Source organism: Winogradskyella luteola (genome assembly GCF_019203985.1).
In the GTDB taxonomy this organism is placed as follows: Bacteria; Bacteroidota; Bacteroidia; order Flavobacteriales; family Flavobacteriaceae; genus Winogradskyella; species Winogradskyella luteola.
In genome coordinates this window covers 87,698-102,176 of record NZ_JAGSPD010000004.1, presented here as the reverse complement: position 1 = coordinate 102,176, position 14,479 = coordinate 87,698, and the positions used below count along the sequence as shown (strand labels likewise).

Sequence of the window (14,479 nt, the reverse complement as noted above, 5' to 3'; positions counted from 1 at the left end):
ATGAACTTACTCATTCAAGAAAACATTAATATGGAAGGCTTTGGCGGACCTATGCTGCTCATTTTTGTAGCCCTATTTATTATTCTAACCTTAGTCATTCTAATAAAACGCTACAAACGCTGTCCATCGGATCGAATTTTAGTAGTCTATGGTAAAGTTGGTGGAGGCAAATCTGCCAAGTGTATCCATGGTGGTGCGGCATTCATTTACCCTGTGATTCAAGATTATGAGTTTTTAGATTTAACACCTATTTCTATAGAAGTTAATTTAGTAAATGCCTTATCTAAGCAAAATATTCGTGTTAATGTGCCTTCACGTTTTACTATTGGTGTATCTACAGAACCTGGCGTAATGCAAAATGCAGCAGAGCGTCTATTAGGCCTTGGCTTACAAGACATTCAAGAGTTGGCTAAAGAAATTATTTTTGGTCAGTTACGTTTAGTTGTAGCCTCTATGGATATTGAAGAAATTAATAATGATAGAGATAAATTCTTAACCAATATTTCTCAAAGTGTTGAAACCGAATTAAGGAAAGTTGGTTTAAAGTTAATCAACGTAAATATCACAGATATCGTTGATGAGTCTGGTTATATCGAAGCACTTGGTAAAGAAGCCGCAGCACATGCTATTAACGCAGCACGTAAATCAGTTGCAGAAAAGACCAGAGATGGTTCTATCGGTGAAGCTAATGCCTTACAAGATGAAAGAACTCAGGTTGCTGCTGCAAATGCACAAGCTGTAGAAGGTGAAAACACAGCTAAGATTGCTGTTGCCAACTCTGATTCTTTACGTCGTCAGCGCGAAGCAGAAGCTGAGCGTGTAGCTATTGCTTCAGAAAAAGTACAGTCTGCAAAAGCATTAGAGGAGTCTTACGCTGCAGAGCAACAAGCTGAATTAGCTAGAGCAGAGCGCGAGCGCTCATCTCAGATGGCTGATGTTATCGTACCTGCCGAAATTGATAAGAAGAAAGTAGAAATCGATGCAGAAGCAGAAGCTGAGCGTATTAGAAGACGTGCTAAAGGTGAAGCCGATGCTATATTATTTAAAGCCCAAGCCGAAGCAAAAGGACTTTATGAGGTCTTAACCAAGCAAGCTGCTGGTCTCGATGAAATTGTAAAAGCTGCTGGCAATAATTCTAAAGACGCTGTGTTATTATTGATTGCTGATAAATTACCTGAACTGGTTAAAACTCAAGCTGAAGCTATCAAAAACATTAAGATCGATAAGGTAACCGTTTGGGAAAATGGAGGGAATAAAAATGGAAAGTCTTCAACCTCCAATTTTATCTCAGGCATGTATAAGGCTGTACCACCTTTACAAGAAATGTTTAACATGGCCGGTATGGATTTACCTGAGTATTTAAAAGGTAAAGACAAAAAGAAAATTGAAGCAGATGATGCTGAGATTGACAAGTCAAATGACAACTAAATTTTAAAAGACCTGCAAAATTTTTAACATCTTGCAGGTCTTTTATTTCTTCAAAATTTAAGTAGCAATTAACAACTCTTTTAACAAACAGGCATAAATAGGATGCTTTTGCAAAAGCAAAACAAATCGCCACAATTCTAAATATTGATATTTTAGATGCCACAGAACGAGAATCTAAATGGCTGTAAAGCTTTTAATCTTAAATTCAAGATAAACAATAAGTCAGTTTTGGTAACGTTTTATTAACTTTGGCCACTAAAGTTTTAACCGTTGAAATTAAATCTTCAAGACATACCTCGTGTTGAAACCATCACTAAAGAGGATTTTATAAAGCATTATTTTAAACCGCAAAAACCTGTGGTAATAGAACGTTTTATAGAAGATTGGCCTGCATATTCCAAATGGAGTTTGGATTATATGAAAGAGGTGGCCGGTGATAAAACTGTTCCGCTTTACGATGATAGACCTGTAGACTATAAAGATGGGTTTAACGAAGCGCATGCCACGATGAAGATGAATGAGTATGTTGATCTATTAAAACGAGAACCTACAAAATTCAGAATTTTCCTTTGGAACATTTTAAAAGAAGTCCCTCAGCTACAAAAAGATTTTAGCTATCCAGATTTTGGACTTAGGCTAATGAAAGGTTTACCGATGCTGTTCTTTGGCGGTAAGGACTCTTATACGTTTATGCATTATGATATTGATTTAGCCAATATTTTTCATTTTCATTTTGAAGGCAAAAAACAATGTATCCTATTCGACCAAAAACAGAATAAGTATCTGTATAAAGTCCCACACTCTTTAATAACACGAGAAGATATAGATTTTCATAATCCAGATTTTGAAAAATGGCCTGCGCTTAAGCATGCCAAAGGCTGGATATGTAATTTAAACCATGGTGAAGTATTATACATGCCAGAAGGCTATTGGCATTATATGCGTTACATAACCCCAGGTTTTTCAATGAGCTTAAGAGCCATTGCCAGAAACCCTAAAAACCTTGGCAAAGCTTTGTACAATGTTTTTTTAATGCGGAATTACGATAACCTAATGAGACGCATAAGAGGGCAAAGGTGGATAGACTGGAAAAATGAAAAAGCGATTATAAATACAAATCGTTTCGTTTAATTTTCTTACAAGAAATAAAATTCAATTTGTATATTTGCCCACATTTTAAAAATTTATGATATGAAAAAAATTGTATTTGTAATAGCAGTATTGGCATTTGGTTTTGGTTACTCACAAGTTTTTGAAGGTAAAGGAGATCAGAAATTTCAGATTGGTGCCAACTTTCAAGATGAAGCCACAGGTATTAATGTAACCTATGATTATGGTATAGGTGATAATATGTCTGTTGGTATATCCTCATCATACGCTTTAGGTATCGATGACCGCTTAGATGCAGATTTTGGTGATCGTTTTGATTTAAAAGCGAGATTTAATGCCAACTTAGGGAGTGTAATAAATATTGACGACAATCTCGATTTCTATCCTGGTCTTAGCTTAAGCTTAAAGAATTTTGGAGGGCACGTCGGTGCACGTTACTTCTTTTCTGATGGTTTTGGTATATACACAGAAGCGGCATTTCCGTTAGCAAAATATAGTGACGACAAATCCGATGTCGGTTATTATATCTATAACCAGTTTACATTAAATATAGGTGCTAGTTTTAATTTATAAAACTGTTACATTGAGTGCAGTCGAAATGCATTTGCAATCAAATGCTTAAGCTTTTCGACTGCCTCATTTTTATAAATATTCATTAAGCTTTTGATACACCAGATGAGACTCCCAACCTCTGTACAGTAAGTAATCAGCAACTTTCTTTTTTTTCTTTAGTTGGTTTTTTTCTCTAACCTCATCTATACGTTTTTTTGTCAGTTCATCTAAAGTCTTGTAATAGTCATCCAAGTCTATTTCTTTGAGTGCAGCATCTATACTATACTTAGAAATTTCCCTAAACTTCAACTCTCTAGTCAATCTATTCTTTCCCCATTTCTTAATTCTGAATTTCCCTCTAACAAAGGCTTTTGCAAAGCGTTCTTCGTTGAGATAATTTTGCTGAATTAAATGTACAATAATTTTATCAACAGCCTCAGGAATCATTTTCATATCCTTGAGTTTTAACCTTACTTCCTTATGGCAACGCTCTTGGTAAGCGCAATAATTTTCAAGCTTTTTCTGCGCTTCATCGACTGTATATGTTTTTTGTAGGCTCACATGGCTAAAAATATAACATTTTGTTAATAATTCCTTACCTTACAAAGTACTGATTTGCAATGATTTTGACATATCTTTGTAAGCGCTATTAGTTAATTTATCCCTATGAAAAAGAAGTACTCCCTCGTCTTCGTTGCATTAGTGTTTTTTGTTGTGTCTGGTTATGGGCAAATCATCACTTTTGATTTTGATGGTTTAGCAGGAAATGAAGCAACAGCTATATCAAATTTTAATGATGCTAACCTTAACGTGTCTACGATAAGTAGAGGTGCGGGTTTAAACCCTGGATTAAATGGTAATCGATTTAACGCAACAGGTTGGGCTGCGACAAGTATTGCAAATGCAGTAGCTGGTGATGATTACATGGAGTTTACTATTACGCCAAGTGCTACCTACGAATTTGATGTTACCACAATTGATGTTAATTTTCAAAGATCTGGTACTGGTCCGAGAGGCATAGCTTTAAGAAGCTCTTTAGATGGTTATGCAGCTAATATTGATACTGAAAAAGTTATAGTAGACAGTGGTGCTGTACAGACTTTTACTTTTACAGTTAACCAAACTGGCAATGCTACTGCAGTGACTTACAGAGTGTATGGTTGGGCTGAAGCAGGAGGTGGTACTGGAGGTTTTGAAGGAACTGGCAATGACATTATAGTTAACGGTTCTGTAAATCTAGCCTGCACACCAACACATAGCTTAACAAATTTTGCTCCAACTGAAGGCCCAATAGGTACTGTAGTAACTATTATCGGTGATGATTTTTCCAATACTACTTCAGTGGATTTTAATGGTACAGCGTCTACAAATATCATTTATTTAGATACAGATGCCGATGGCATCATAGACACTTTATTAGCAGAAGTGCCAACATTAGCAACAACAGGTGATATTGTTATAACCGAAGCAGGTTGTACTTTAACTTCGGTATCGCCATTCACAGTTATTGATACTTCTGGCGGTTGTTCTGGTAACCTATCGGACTTAATAATGACTGAAATTTATGATAATGATGGTGGCACACTAGGCTATATTGAAGTTTATAACGGCACTGGAATGAGTATAGACCTAACAGATTATGTTATCAGAAGATACGCTGATAACACTAATTATATAGCTGGTAATTTTACTGAGTATACTTTTGGAACTCCGACTATTAATGATGGTGAAGTCTTATTTGGTAGGATAACTACAAGTGCCAATGTTGCGGGAATTACACCAGATTTCGACTATGGTAATTCTTCAGGAATTAATGGTTCAGATATTTTTGAATTATTAAATAGCTCTGGAATCATTGATTTTTACATCGTTACCTCAACTGGTGCAGGTTATTATGCACAAAGAAATACAAATACAGCCGGTCCTAACGCCACAAGTAATCCTGCAGATTGGACAGAAAGTCCACAAAGCAATAATGGAACACCTGATTCTTCTACTGCACCAGAAACGATGGACTTAGGTACATTTAATTACTCAGGTAGCACAACAACATATCCATCAGCCACAGACCCATCAGATGTTATTGGCAGCTGTTTAACTTCTGCTTCTTTTACATCTAACGGAACAGCATCGGCTGGCGGCACAATAACTTATCAATGGTACTTTAATGATGGTACAAACACCGCTTGGTCAATCGTTAATGCCACTAATTTACCACTAACTACAGTTACAGGTGCAACCAATTCCACGTTAACTTTAAGTGGTGGCCTGTACAACTATGATAATTATCAATTTTATTGTGAGGTTACTGAAGATGGCACATGTGGTACAATATCTAATGCCGCACAATTAAGAATTGGTACTGCCACTTGGGACGGCACCAACTGGATATGGAATAATGGTACAGCTATAGACACACCACCATCATTAGCTTCTAATGTGGTATTAAATGATAATTTTAACACTTCTGTTGGCGGTTTACAACAAAGTTTTAGTGCTTGTAATCTAACACTCAATGATAACGCCTCATTGTTTATTGACAATGATGATTATGTAGAGGTGCAAAATGATTTAGTCGTTAATAACAGCACAGCAGGTGGTATTAATATTGAACCTAGAGGCTCTTTTGTGCAGATTAATGATAATGGATTGGTAAGTGCTGATGGTCCTGAAGATCTTACGGTAAATAAACTCACTGCTCCTGCAAATAACTGGTACGAATACACCTATTGGAGTTCCCCAGTCGCCAACGAAACTATTGGTGATGCGCTTTTACCTTCCAATGCAAATCGACGCTACTGGTTTAATGCCCAGAACTACTTGGATGAATACGCTGAAGTAGGTAATAACAATGCTACAGGTCCAGGTAATGAAGGGCAAGATGATATAGATGACGACGGTAATGATTGGCAGCAAATCACTGATGTATCAACAATCAACAATTCTTCGTTTTTAGAACCTGGAATTGGCTATGTTGCAACTCATAATCCTGCAGCGTTTAATTGCACACCTGGCCCGGGTTGTCCAGATCCTAGACCTGGTGTTAGATATACGTTTTCCGGATTATTTAATAATGGTATTCTTGAACCTAGCATATACAGAAATGATCTGGAGAGAAATGATAATAACTGGAACCTTATCGGAAATCCATACCCATCAGCTATAGATGTAGATGAATTCTTTGCTGTAAATTTCTACAGTACTACTAACCCTAATGGATCTGCATCAGGGACTATTGAAGGTGCTGTTTATATGTGGTCTCACAATTCGCCTCCGGATGCAGCAAATAACGGTAATGAGGGTCTTAATTTTTTAGCCTCAGATTATGTAGTTATAAATGGTCTGGGAACGGTAACACCAACAGAAGAACAAGGTACTGGAGAAACGCTACCTAATCGCTTTATCCCTTCTGGGCAAGCATTTTTTGTTGCCATGTCTGATGATGGCGGACCTGCTTATAACATGTCTAGCCCAAGTACAGAAGCTGATCTGGTTGTTTTTAATAATGCCATGCGTGTTAGGGCTAATAATGACCAGTTTTTTAGAAATGCGTCACAACCCAACTTGGATAATAAATTATGGGTAAACCTAACTTCAGACAACGGCATTTTTAGTCAAATATTGGTAGGCTATACTGATGGTGCTACTGATGGTTTTGATGGAGCTTATTATGATGCTTACAGAAATCTTTCAAACGAAGTGCATTCTGGTATATATTCTTTAATTAACAACCACGAGAAACAATTTGCCATACAAGGTAAAAATGCAAGTAGTTTAACTTTAGATGAAGTTATTCCTTTAGGATTTTATACAGCGATAGAAGAACCTACCATTTACACCTTATCTATAGCGCAAAGAGAAGGTAGCTTTATGAATTCTAATACTATTTATCTCATTGATAGGTTAGATAATAGTATCCACGAACTGAGCACATCCGATTATTCCTTTATATCTGAAACTGGAGAATTCAACCAACGTTTTGAGATTGTTTTTACACCCGAAGCACTTTCTTTAAACGATAATATTATTGATTCTTCTGAGCTTATAATTACAGAGCTAACTGATGGCGATGTTAAGTTTAAAGTCGGTTCTCAATTTACAATTAACCAAATAGAAATATTAGATTTATTGGGAAGACAAGTTTATTTATTACAAGGCAATAGCTCTACAGAGGTATTTAATTTATCTCAACTTAGTAGTACTGCATATATTGCTAAAGTCACTCTATCTAACGGACAAATAATTAATAAAAAAGCCATTAAGCAGTAGTTTATTATAGTTTTACAAACTATATTTTAATGCCACTATTAAATTTCTACCAGGTGCAGAAATACCAGAAGAGTAAGGTCTGTAGCGTTGATCAGTAATATTCTCTAAACTTGCAGTTATCGAAAATTTATCGTTCCAATTGTATTGTGTCCTAAAATTTATAGTATGCCAAGACGGGGCATAAGGATTACCATTTTTGTCCTTTGCATACAGATAATCCTTGGACAGTTCTGATGGCGCCAATTGATTAAATGACAATTCGTTATTATAGACTAAAAAAGCATCGAAAAGTAGCTTGTTATTTTTCCAGATAAAATGTGTTCTTCCAAAATTTGGCGCCACATGTCTTACGGGGACTTCTACTCCATTATTATCCTCAGTACCACCAATAATGTTATATTGTGAACGTAATTTTAAACGTTCAGAAAAATTAACCTCAATCCCAGCTTCAAAACCATAAATCCAAGCTTTGGAGGCATTTTGTATGGCTTGCACTGTACTTAATTCACCATCATACATAATTTCAGTTTCACCATTAAGTTCAAAATCTCTTCGGATTAAGGCATTGTCCAAGAAGGTATAATATGTCGCTAAATCGATAATTACCTTTCCATCAAAATTTAGTTTTAAACCTAGCTCACCACCATAGGCATACTCAGCTTTAAGGTTTTGGTTCGGTACAACTACCGAGCCTGGTTCAGAATCAAATACCTTACCTATATCATCTATATTTGGTGCCCTAAAGGCTGTTGAGGCGTTTAATTTCCATTGAATGGTTTTACTTGGCGACCAAGTAATACCAGCAGTACCTGTTAAGGCACCTGTATTAACCTCGGCATCATCAAAAGGTAAGTTTAAGAATGCATTATTTTCGGTAAAACTTGCATTTGCTATAACCTGATTATATCTTAAACCCGATTGAAAAACAAATTTAGGATTCGGTTTATATTTTAAGCTAGCATAGCCAGCCATGGATTGCCATGTAGACCCGTTTGGATATCGTGTTACGTTTGCTATAGCGGTATTGGTTTCAATATTTTCTTCTTTTGCCTTAGAACCAACCGTATTATATAAATACTCCACACCATAAAAAATTGATGTCTTTGGGCTTATCTTTTTTTCTAAATCTAAATTAAATGAAATAGCATCTACATTTTCTTCTCTTACTTCTTTTAATGGTGATTGTAATTCTCTAACCCTTCTGCTTTCAACAAAATTTTGATAAGCAGCTGTAGCTTGTATTTTATCGTACAAATTAGAATTACTACTTGTTTTTGTTACTTGTATATTTCCCATAAACCATTGTTGCGGACCATATTCCCATTCTGCAGAACGCAGTGTTTCGCCTCTGGGTCTTATCAATCTGTCATATCTTGGATAATCTGAGGTAGTCGTATAGTACAGACCTAAATCAAAGTTTAAGTTATCTGAAGGCCCGTAATGCACCTTTTGCATTAAATTGATTTGGCTGTATGCCGTTGGTTTCTGAACCTCGGGTTCAGAATTAGCAATAATAACATCTTCGCCATTTTGCCTAATCACATATTCTGACCTAAGATAATCACTTGGACCATTACTACCCATTCTTAAATCATCAAAGTCCGTATAGCTTACATTAGTTAAAAATGCCCATTTTTTATAGCCCAAATTGAGATCAAAATGCCCTGTCTTTTCATTATTAGCACTTGCGTATCTCATTAGTGCATTACCATTAAAAAACATGTCGTCTTTATAAGACAATTGTGGCTTTTTGGTGTAAAAACTCATTACGCCTCCAATGGCATCACTACCATAGACTACTGAGCCAGCACCTAAAGTCACCTCTGTATTTTTAATGGATAATGGGTCTATGGATATGACATTCTGAAGATTTCCACCTCTAAAAATAGCATTGTTCATACGTACACCATCTACTGTTATAAGCAGTCTATTAGTAGAGAAACCTCTAATCATTGGGCTTCCTCCACCTAACTGACTTTTCTGAATGTATATATTACCTGTATTTTCTAGTAAATCTGCGCTGGTCTGCGGATTGGCCAGTGCAATTTCTTTAGCATTAAGACTTACAATGGTCTGGGGGATGTCGCGTTTATTTTGCTCAAATTTAGATGCTGAGATTACAATTTGGTTTAAGCTTTCAACTTTAAAAGTTAAATAAACAATATAGTTTTTTTCAGCTATTTCGAGTTTTCTAAATTGTGCTTTTTCATATAAGAGGTTCTGAAAATATATGACTTCACGATCGTTAAAAGTGTTTAATTGTGCCTTTCCATCTATATCTGTAATTACATATTTGGTCTTCTTCAAATTGTAAAGCGCTACTCCAGGAATGGGTTCATCCGTACCCGCTTCTAATACTGTAATGGTCTGTGAAAACGCTACATGTATAAAAAGAAACAATACTCCACTAAAAATGATATTACATTTCACTTTTAAGCACATACATCTTCATTAAATCTCAGCATAAATTTTGCCTAATGAAATACATCATTTAGCACTTGTAATGATTTGGGTTTTTTAAAACCCCCCAAATGTAATTCAAAATAATACAATAACATATTTAAAAACTCTTGTCTTTGTTTTGCATTTATTTTTATAGTATTTAAACTATCAAAATTTATGCCCAACAAGCGTTTTAACAGTGTTAAATTTTCCCCTGAAACTGAATAAACCCCATTTGCTAATGCTTCAAAAGTTCCGGATTCTAAATTAAAATAAGGGTAATCTTTGTTGATGTTTTCTGGTTGAAACCCTAAATAGCGTGTTAATTTCAACAGAAAAAGCAAGTGAAAATTTGCATATTGCTCCTCATTATCAAGATACTGTAATGCTGTCCTCATATAGTCGAATAAACCCGTATTTTTCTCCTCTTCTTTTAATACATTCGATAAAATTTCGGATAAAAATAAAACAATAGCACTCTTATAAATGTTAGTATGAAGACTTTTGTAAATATAGTTTGGCTTTACTTCTCTTATAGAATGAAGTGATTGATTTGGTCTATAGCTTTCCTCTATTTGAAGTTGGGATAGCGCTTGAAAATATACCGTTTTAGTTTGACCTTTTTTAGACTTTAAAACCCCTCTTAATATATAACTCACCACACCACGCTGCTGCGTGTAGCACTTTACAATAAGATCGTAATCTTTATATTTTATTTTTGAAAGAACAATGCCATTATTTTTTGTAAGCATGTTTACCTAACTATAAGCACCTTGAGAACCTTGGTTTCAAACGAGTCTAAATCTGAAATCATTACTAAATATACACCTGTTCTTACTACCGAGTTGGCTAGGTTTCTACCATTCCAAACAGCAGTACCTCCATCAATTGCAAAATTATAATTGGCACTGGAGGATCTTAAGTTAACATTAGATTGCGCCTCGGCGACTAAATTACCTTCTATATCAGTAATCTTAATATTTACATTTTCTGTAAGACCACTAACTTTAATACCTTTATTAATATCATTAAGATCATTAAAACCAAGCAGATCATATTCTGGGCGTACTGGGTTTGGATATACGAATGCGTTTTCCAAAGTTTCTTCTGGCTTAGAGCCTCCTGCCCTAAAGGATAACAATCCTTTTATGGTTGCTATATACACTATTCCATTATTAGGGTCCACAGAGATATCATTAATTCGATTAGAAGGCAAAGGCGAATTATCGGTTGTAAAATGGTATATGGTTCTTTGCCCATCTGGTGAAAAATAAAATACTCCTGAGTCCACTGTACCGACCCATTTATTATTAGAGCCATCTGCCTCAATATCAGTTATGGATTGGCCCTCTAACAATTCTTGGGGGATACCATCCTCTAAAACTATAATTGAACTTAATGTTGGATTTGGGTCATCATAAAAACCAGAGGTGTTAAATAGCACACGTAAGCCAGAAAAGGTGCCTATCCAAAGTTGGTTTCTATTATCGACCTCTAAAGATGTTACTCTGGGAAAAGGAAGGTTTTGCTCCTCTGATTCTATGTTTCTTAACGGATTATCTGAGATATTTTCGTTATAAGCATACAATCCGTTAGAGTAACCACCAATCCATTTTGTACCATTATTATCTATATCTATATCAAAGAAACCAAACTCATCTGTAAGAGCATTTTCTATAATAGCCGAAAAGTCATAACCTTCCCAATTACCAGTATTGGGGTCATACGATTTTAATGGATTGGGTGCACGTGATGTTAATGACCACAGCACACCGTTATCATCAAAAGTAGAAGCAGAAACTCTTATACTAATTGCATTTGGATTGTTTGGTATTACTAAAGATTCTAAACCACTATTGTTTTGATTATATAAAATTGTAGGAGTTAGATCATTAATTTCTAAAATCCCATCTTGAAACGAACTTATAAAAACTTGGTTTGGATTAAACGGATTGGTTGAGATTTCAGAGAGATTTCGTGCGCCCAAAACACTATCAAAAGGTATATTTTCCCAAATTTCATCTCTAAAGTAGCTCAAACCTCTATTTCTAACTGGAGAAGGATTTAGGGATTGGGAATAATCCCCAAAACTTGCCCAAACCGTTTCACTTTCTGCATTTATCCTAAAGGTTTCATTAAACAAAGGCCCATTTGGCTTTATTTCTGTGTAAAATGTATTGTCGTTAATTGAGCTTCTTAAAACTCCAAAGTCTCTTGAACCTATATAAACAAAGTCTCCCAATTGAGTTGCAGAAGTAAAACTGGTATCAAATTCTTCATTAGGCTGAAAGCTATTAATCAATTGAATATTAGTGTCATAAACATAAACTGTATTTGTTGTTGACACAACTAAATTAGAGTTTGAGACCTCTGTGTCTACAGGCAGTATAGGAAATGTAAACAAAGTATTTAATAACGTACCATCTATTTCATAAAGAACCCTATTTGACCTTACAGAATACAACTTATTGTTTACGGTATTCATCGTGTTGTAATTACCAGTAATTACCGTCTGCCATTGCGAAAAGTCAATTAGGTTAGGATTGTTTATATTTCCTTTTTTAATGCCATTATTATTTAAACAAGCTGCATAAATTTCATCATTTAAAATAGAAACCTGCTTTACGGTAATTTGAGAGCCTCCATCACCTAAAAAATAGGTATCCCCAAATTCTAAACGTTCTAAATCATAAACAGAAATACCAAAATCTGTGGAAATGTATACCAAACCTTCATGTTCGTAAAAATGATTAATACGTTTATTTACAGGTGTAATATTTTCTTTCTCCAAAATATCAACAACCGCAAGGACATCTTCATCAGTTTCGGAATAGACTTCTATCAATCCAGTTTCGTAACCAATGAGTAAATATTGATAAAAATCACTATATAATATAGTAGTTATCTGCTCACCCGACAAACCTTGAACGGTGGTAATAGTATTTAGTTCTTGTGTTAAAGTATCGTATTCAAAAATAGCATTTTGTGCAGCTGCATAAATCTTGTTATCGCCGTTAACAACATCAACTATATCGCTATAAGAATAATGTGATTGCCATAGTGCTGAAAAGTCTTGTGCATAAACATTAACGGACAAACACAAAATAAAGATTTTAAGGACAGCTCTTTGCATTATAAAATTCGTTTGCTCAAATATATTTAATAGTAACGATAATATATAGGTAATCATATACTAAGTCATAAAAAAAGCTTTCATGTACAATGAAAGCTTTTTTAAAAATATACATTTTATATATTATACCACGCCTTGTGCCAACATTGCATCTGCTACTTTTACAAAACCAGCAATATTTGCCCCTCTGATGTAATCTACAGATCCATCATCGTTTTTTCCATATTCTACACATGAGTCGTGGATATCCTCCATTATACCTTTCAACTTTTCATCCACTTCTTCTCTCGTCCAACTGAGACGTAATGAATTCTGGCTCATTTCTAGACCAGATGTTGCTACACCACCTGCGTTAGAAGCTTTTCCTGGAGCAAATAAAATTTTTGCTTTTTGAAACTCGTGAATAGCCTCTGGTGTTGAAGGCATATTAGCTCCTTCAGAGACACAAATACAGCCATTATCCACTAATTGTTTTGCCTCATCACCATTTAATTCATTTTGTGTTGCGCATGGCAATGCAATATCGCATTTCACAGACCATGGTCGTTCTCCTTTGACAAACTTAGCATTGGGATACTTATCAACATATTCACTAATACGACCTCGCTTTACATTTTTAAGGTCCATAACAAATTCTAGCTTTTCGGTGTCAATACCATCTTCATCTATAATGTATCCTCCAGAGTCAGAAAGTGTCAATACTGTTGCTCCAAGCTCAATAGCCTTTTCTGCTGCAAACTGCGCAACATTGCCCGAACCAGAAATAACAATCCTTTTCCCATTAAAAGAGTCATTTTTAGTTTTTAACATGTTCTCAGCAAAATATACGTTACCATATCCTGTTGCTTCAGGTCTAATTAAAGATCCGCCCCAAGATTGGCCTTTTCCAGTAAGTACACCTGTAAACGTATTTTTCAATTTTTTATACATCCCAAACATGAAGCCTATTTCTCTTGCACCAACACCAATATCTCCTGCTGGCACATCTGTATTATGGCCAATGTGTCTGAAAAGTTCGGTCATAAAGGCATGACAGAAACGCATAATTTCATTATCTGACTTTCCTTTTGGATCAAAATCAGAACCCCCTTTACCACCGCCCATAGGCAATGTAGTTAAGCTGTTTTTAAAAACTTGCTCAAACGCCAAAAATTTAAGGATACTTGCATTTACGGTAGGGTGAAAACGTAATCCTCCTTTGTAAGGACCTATTGCAGAATTCATTTGTATTCTATACCCTCTGTTAACCTGTATCTCGCCAGCATCATCTACCCAACTAACTCTAAAGGAAATCAGTCGTTCTGGTTCTACCATTCTCAATAAAATGTTTTTCCCATTGTAAATATCGTGCTTAGCTATATAAGGAATAACTGTCTCCGCTACTTCCTGGACTGCTTGTAAAAACTCTGGTTCGTGCCCATTGCGTTCCTTTACAAGATCTAAAAATGCTTCAATTTTATCTTTCATATAAAAAATTGTTAAGAAATTGTGATTTAATGGTTGCAAAGATACATTATCTGTAAAAATAAGCCTTAATTTTTTTTA

At 35.3% G+C, this 14,479-nt stretch carries 9 protein-coding genes; 4 read left to right on the top strand and 5 right to left on the bottom strand.

Going from position 1 to position 14,479, the window contains the following annotated elements; translation table 11 throughout:
- From KCG49_RS06150 to KCG49_RS06140, 3 genes are all read left to right on the top strand, one after another.
- Nucleotides 1-1,428, top strand: coding sequence for a flotillin family protein (locus tag KCG49_RS06150; protein ID WP_218545325.1), 1,428 nt, complete (start codon nt 1-3; stop codon nt 1,426-1,428).
- A 270-nt stretch (nt 1,429-1,698) separates the two neighbouring features.
- Nucleotides 1,699-2,559 carry a cupin-like domain-containing protein gene (locus tag KCG49_RS06145; protein ID WP_218545324.1) on the top strand — a complete coding sequence of 287 codons (861 nt, stop codon included), beginning with the start codon at nt 1,699-1,701 and terminating at the stop codon, nt 2,557-2,559.
- Between the two features lie 60 nt (nt 2,560-2,619).
- Nucleotides 2,620-3,111 carry a DUF6646 family protein gene (locus tag KCG49_RS06140; protein ID WP_218545323.1) on the top strand — a complete coding sequence of 164 codons (492 nt, stop codon included), beginning with the start codon at nt 2,620-2,622 and terminating at the stop codon, nt 3,109-3,111.
- A 69-nt stretch (nt 3,112-3,180) separates the two neighbouring features.
- Here KCG49_RS06140 and KCG49_RS06135 read toward each other — a convergent pair whose 3' ends face one another.
- Nucleotides 3,181-3,651: a regulatory protein RecX gene (locus KCG49_RS06135; RefSeq protein ID WP_218545322.1), complete on the bottom strand. Its 471-nt coding sequence runs from the start codon at nt 3,649-3,651 to the stop codon at nt 3,181-3,183.
- Nucleotides 3,652-3,756: 105 nt separating this feature from the next.
- Here KCG49_RS06135 and KCG49_RS06130 point away from each other — a divergent pair, with 105 nt between their 5' ends.
- Nucleotides 3,757-7,359, top strand: a complete 3,603-nt coding sequence (locus KCG49_RS06130) for a RemA C-terminal-like gliding motility protein (RefSeq protein WP_218545321.1) — start codon at nt 3,757-3,759, stop codon at nt 7,357-7,359.
- Nucleotides 7,360-7,371: 12 nt separating this feature from the next.
- On the opposite strand, the gene KCG49_RS06125 is transcribed toward KCG49_RS06130, so the two are convergent.
- From KCG49_RS06125 to gdhA, 4 genes are all read right to left on the bottom strand, one after another.
- Nucleotides 7,372-9,801, bottom strand: a complete 2,430-nt coding sequence (locus KCG49_RS06125) for a TonB-dependent receptor plug domain-containing protein (RefSeq protein WP_218545320.1) — start codon at nt 9,799-9,801, stop codon at nt 7,372-7,374.
- A 32-nt stretch (nt 9,802-9,833) separates the two neighbouring features.
- A complete protein-coding gene (gene recO / locus KCG49_RS06120; RefSeq protein ID WP_218545319.1) occupies nt 9,834-10,553 on the bottom strand; it encodes a DNA repair protein RecO in 720 nt (239 codons plus the stop codon).
- 2 nt (nt 10,554-10,555) lie between these two features.
- The gene (porZ, locus tag KCG49_RS06115; RefSeq protein WP_218545318.1) at nt 10,556-12,934 is read right to left on the bottom strand and encodes a type IX secretion system anionic LPS delivery protein PorZ; all 2,379 of its coding nucleotides are present in this window, start codon (nt 12,932-12,934) and stop codon (nt 10,556-10,558) included.
- Between the two features lie 123 nt (nt 12,935-13,057).
- Entirely contained in the window at nt 13,058-14,401 is a 1,344-nt protein-coding gene (gene gdhA / locus KCG49_RS06110) for an NADP-specific glutamate dehydrogenase (protein WP_218545317.1), read from the bottom strand.
- Nucleotides 14,402-14,479 lie beyond the last annotated feature (78 nt).

Bases quoted from the DNA above. Each gene is read 5' to 3' on its own strand.
- KCG49_RS06150 (WP_218545325.1), top strand. From the start codon at position 1: ATGAACTTACTCATTCAAGAAAACATTAATATGGAAGGCTTTGGCGGA.
- KCG49_RS06140 (WP_218545323.1), top strand. From the start codon at position 2,620: ATGAAAAAAATTGTATTTGTAATAGCAGTATTGGCATTTGGTTTTGGT.
- KCG49_RS06130 (WP_218545321.1), top strand. From the start codon at position 3,757: ATGAAAAAGAAGTACTCCCTCGTCTTCGTTGCATTAGTGTTTTTTGTT.
- KCG49_RS06125 (WP_218545320.1), bottom strand. From the start codon at position 9,801: ATGTGCTTAAAAGTGAAATGTAATATCATTTTTAGTGGAGTATTGTTT.
- recO (WP_218545319.1), bottom strand. From the start codon at position 10,553: ATGCTTACAAAAAATAATGGCATTGTTCTTTCAAAAATAAAATATAAA.
- porZ (WP_218545318.1), bottom strand. From the start codon at position 12,934: ATGCAAAGAGCTGTCCTTAAAATCTTTATTTTGTGTTTGTCCGTTAAT.
- gdhA (WP_218545317.1), bottom strand. From the start codon at position 14,401: ATGAAAGATAAAATTGAAGCATTTTTAGATCTTGTAAAGGAACGCAAT.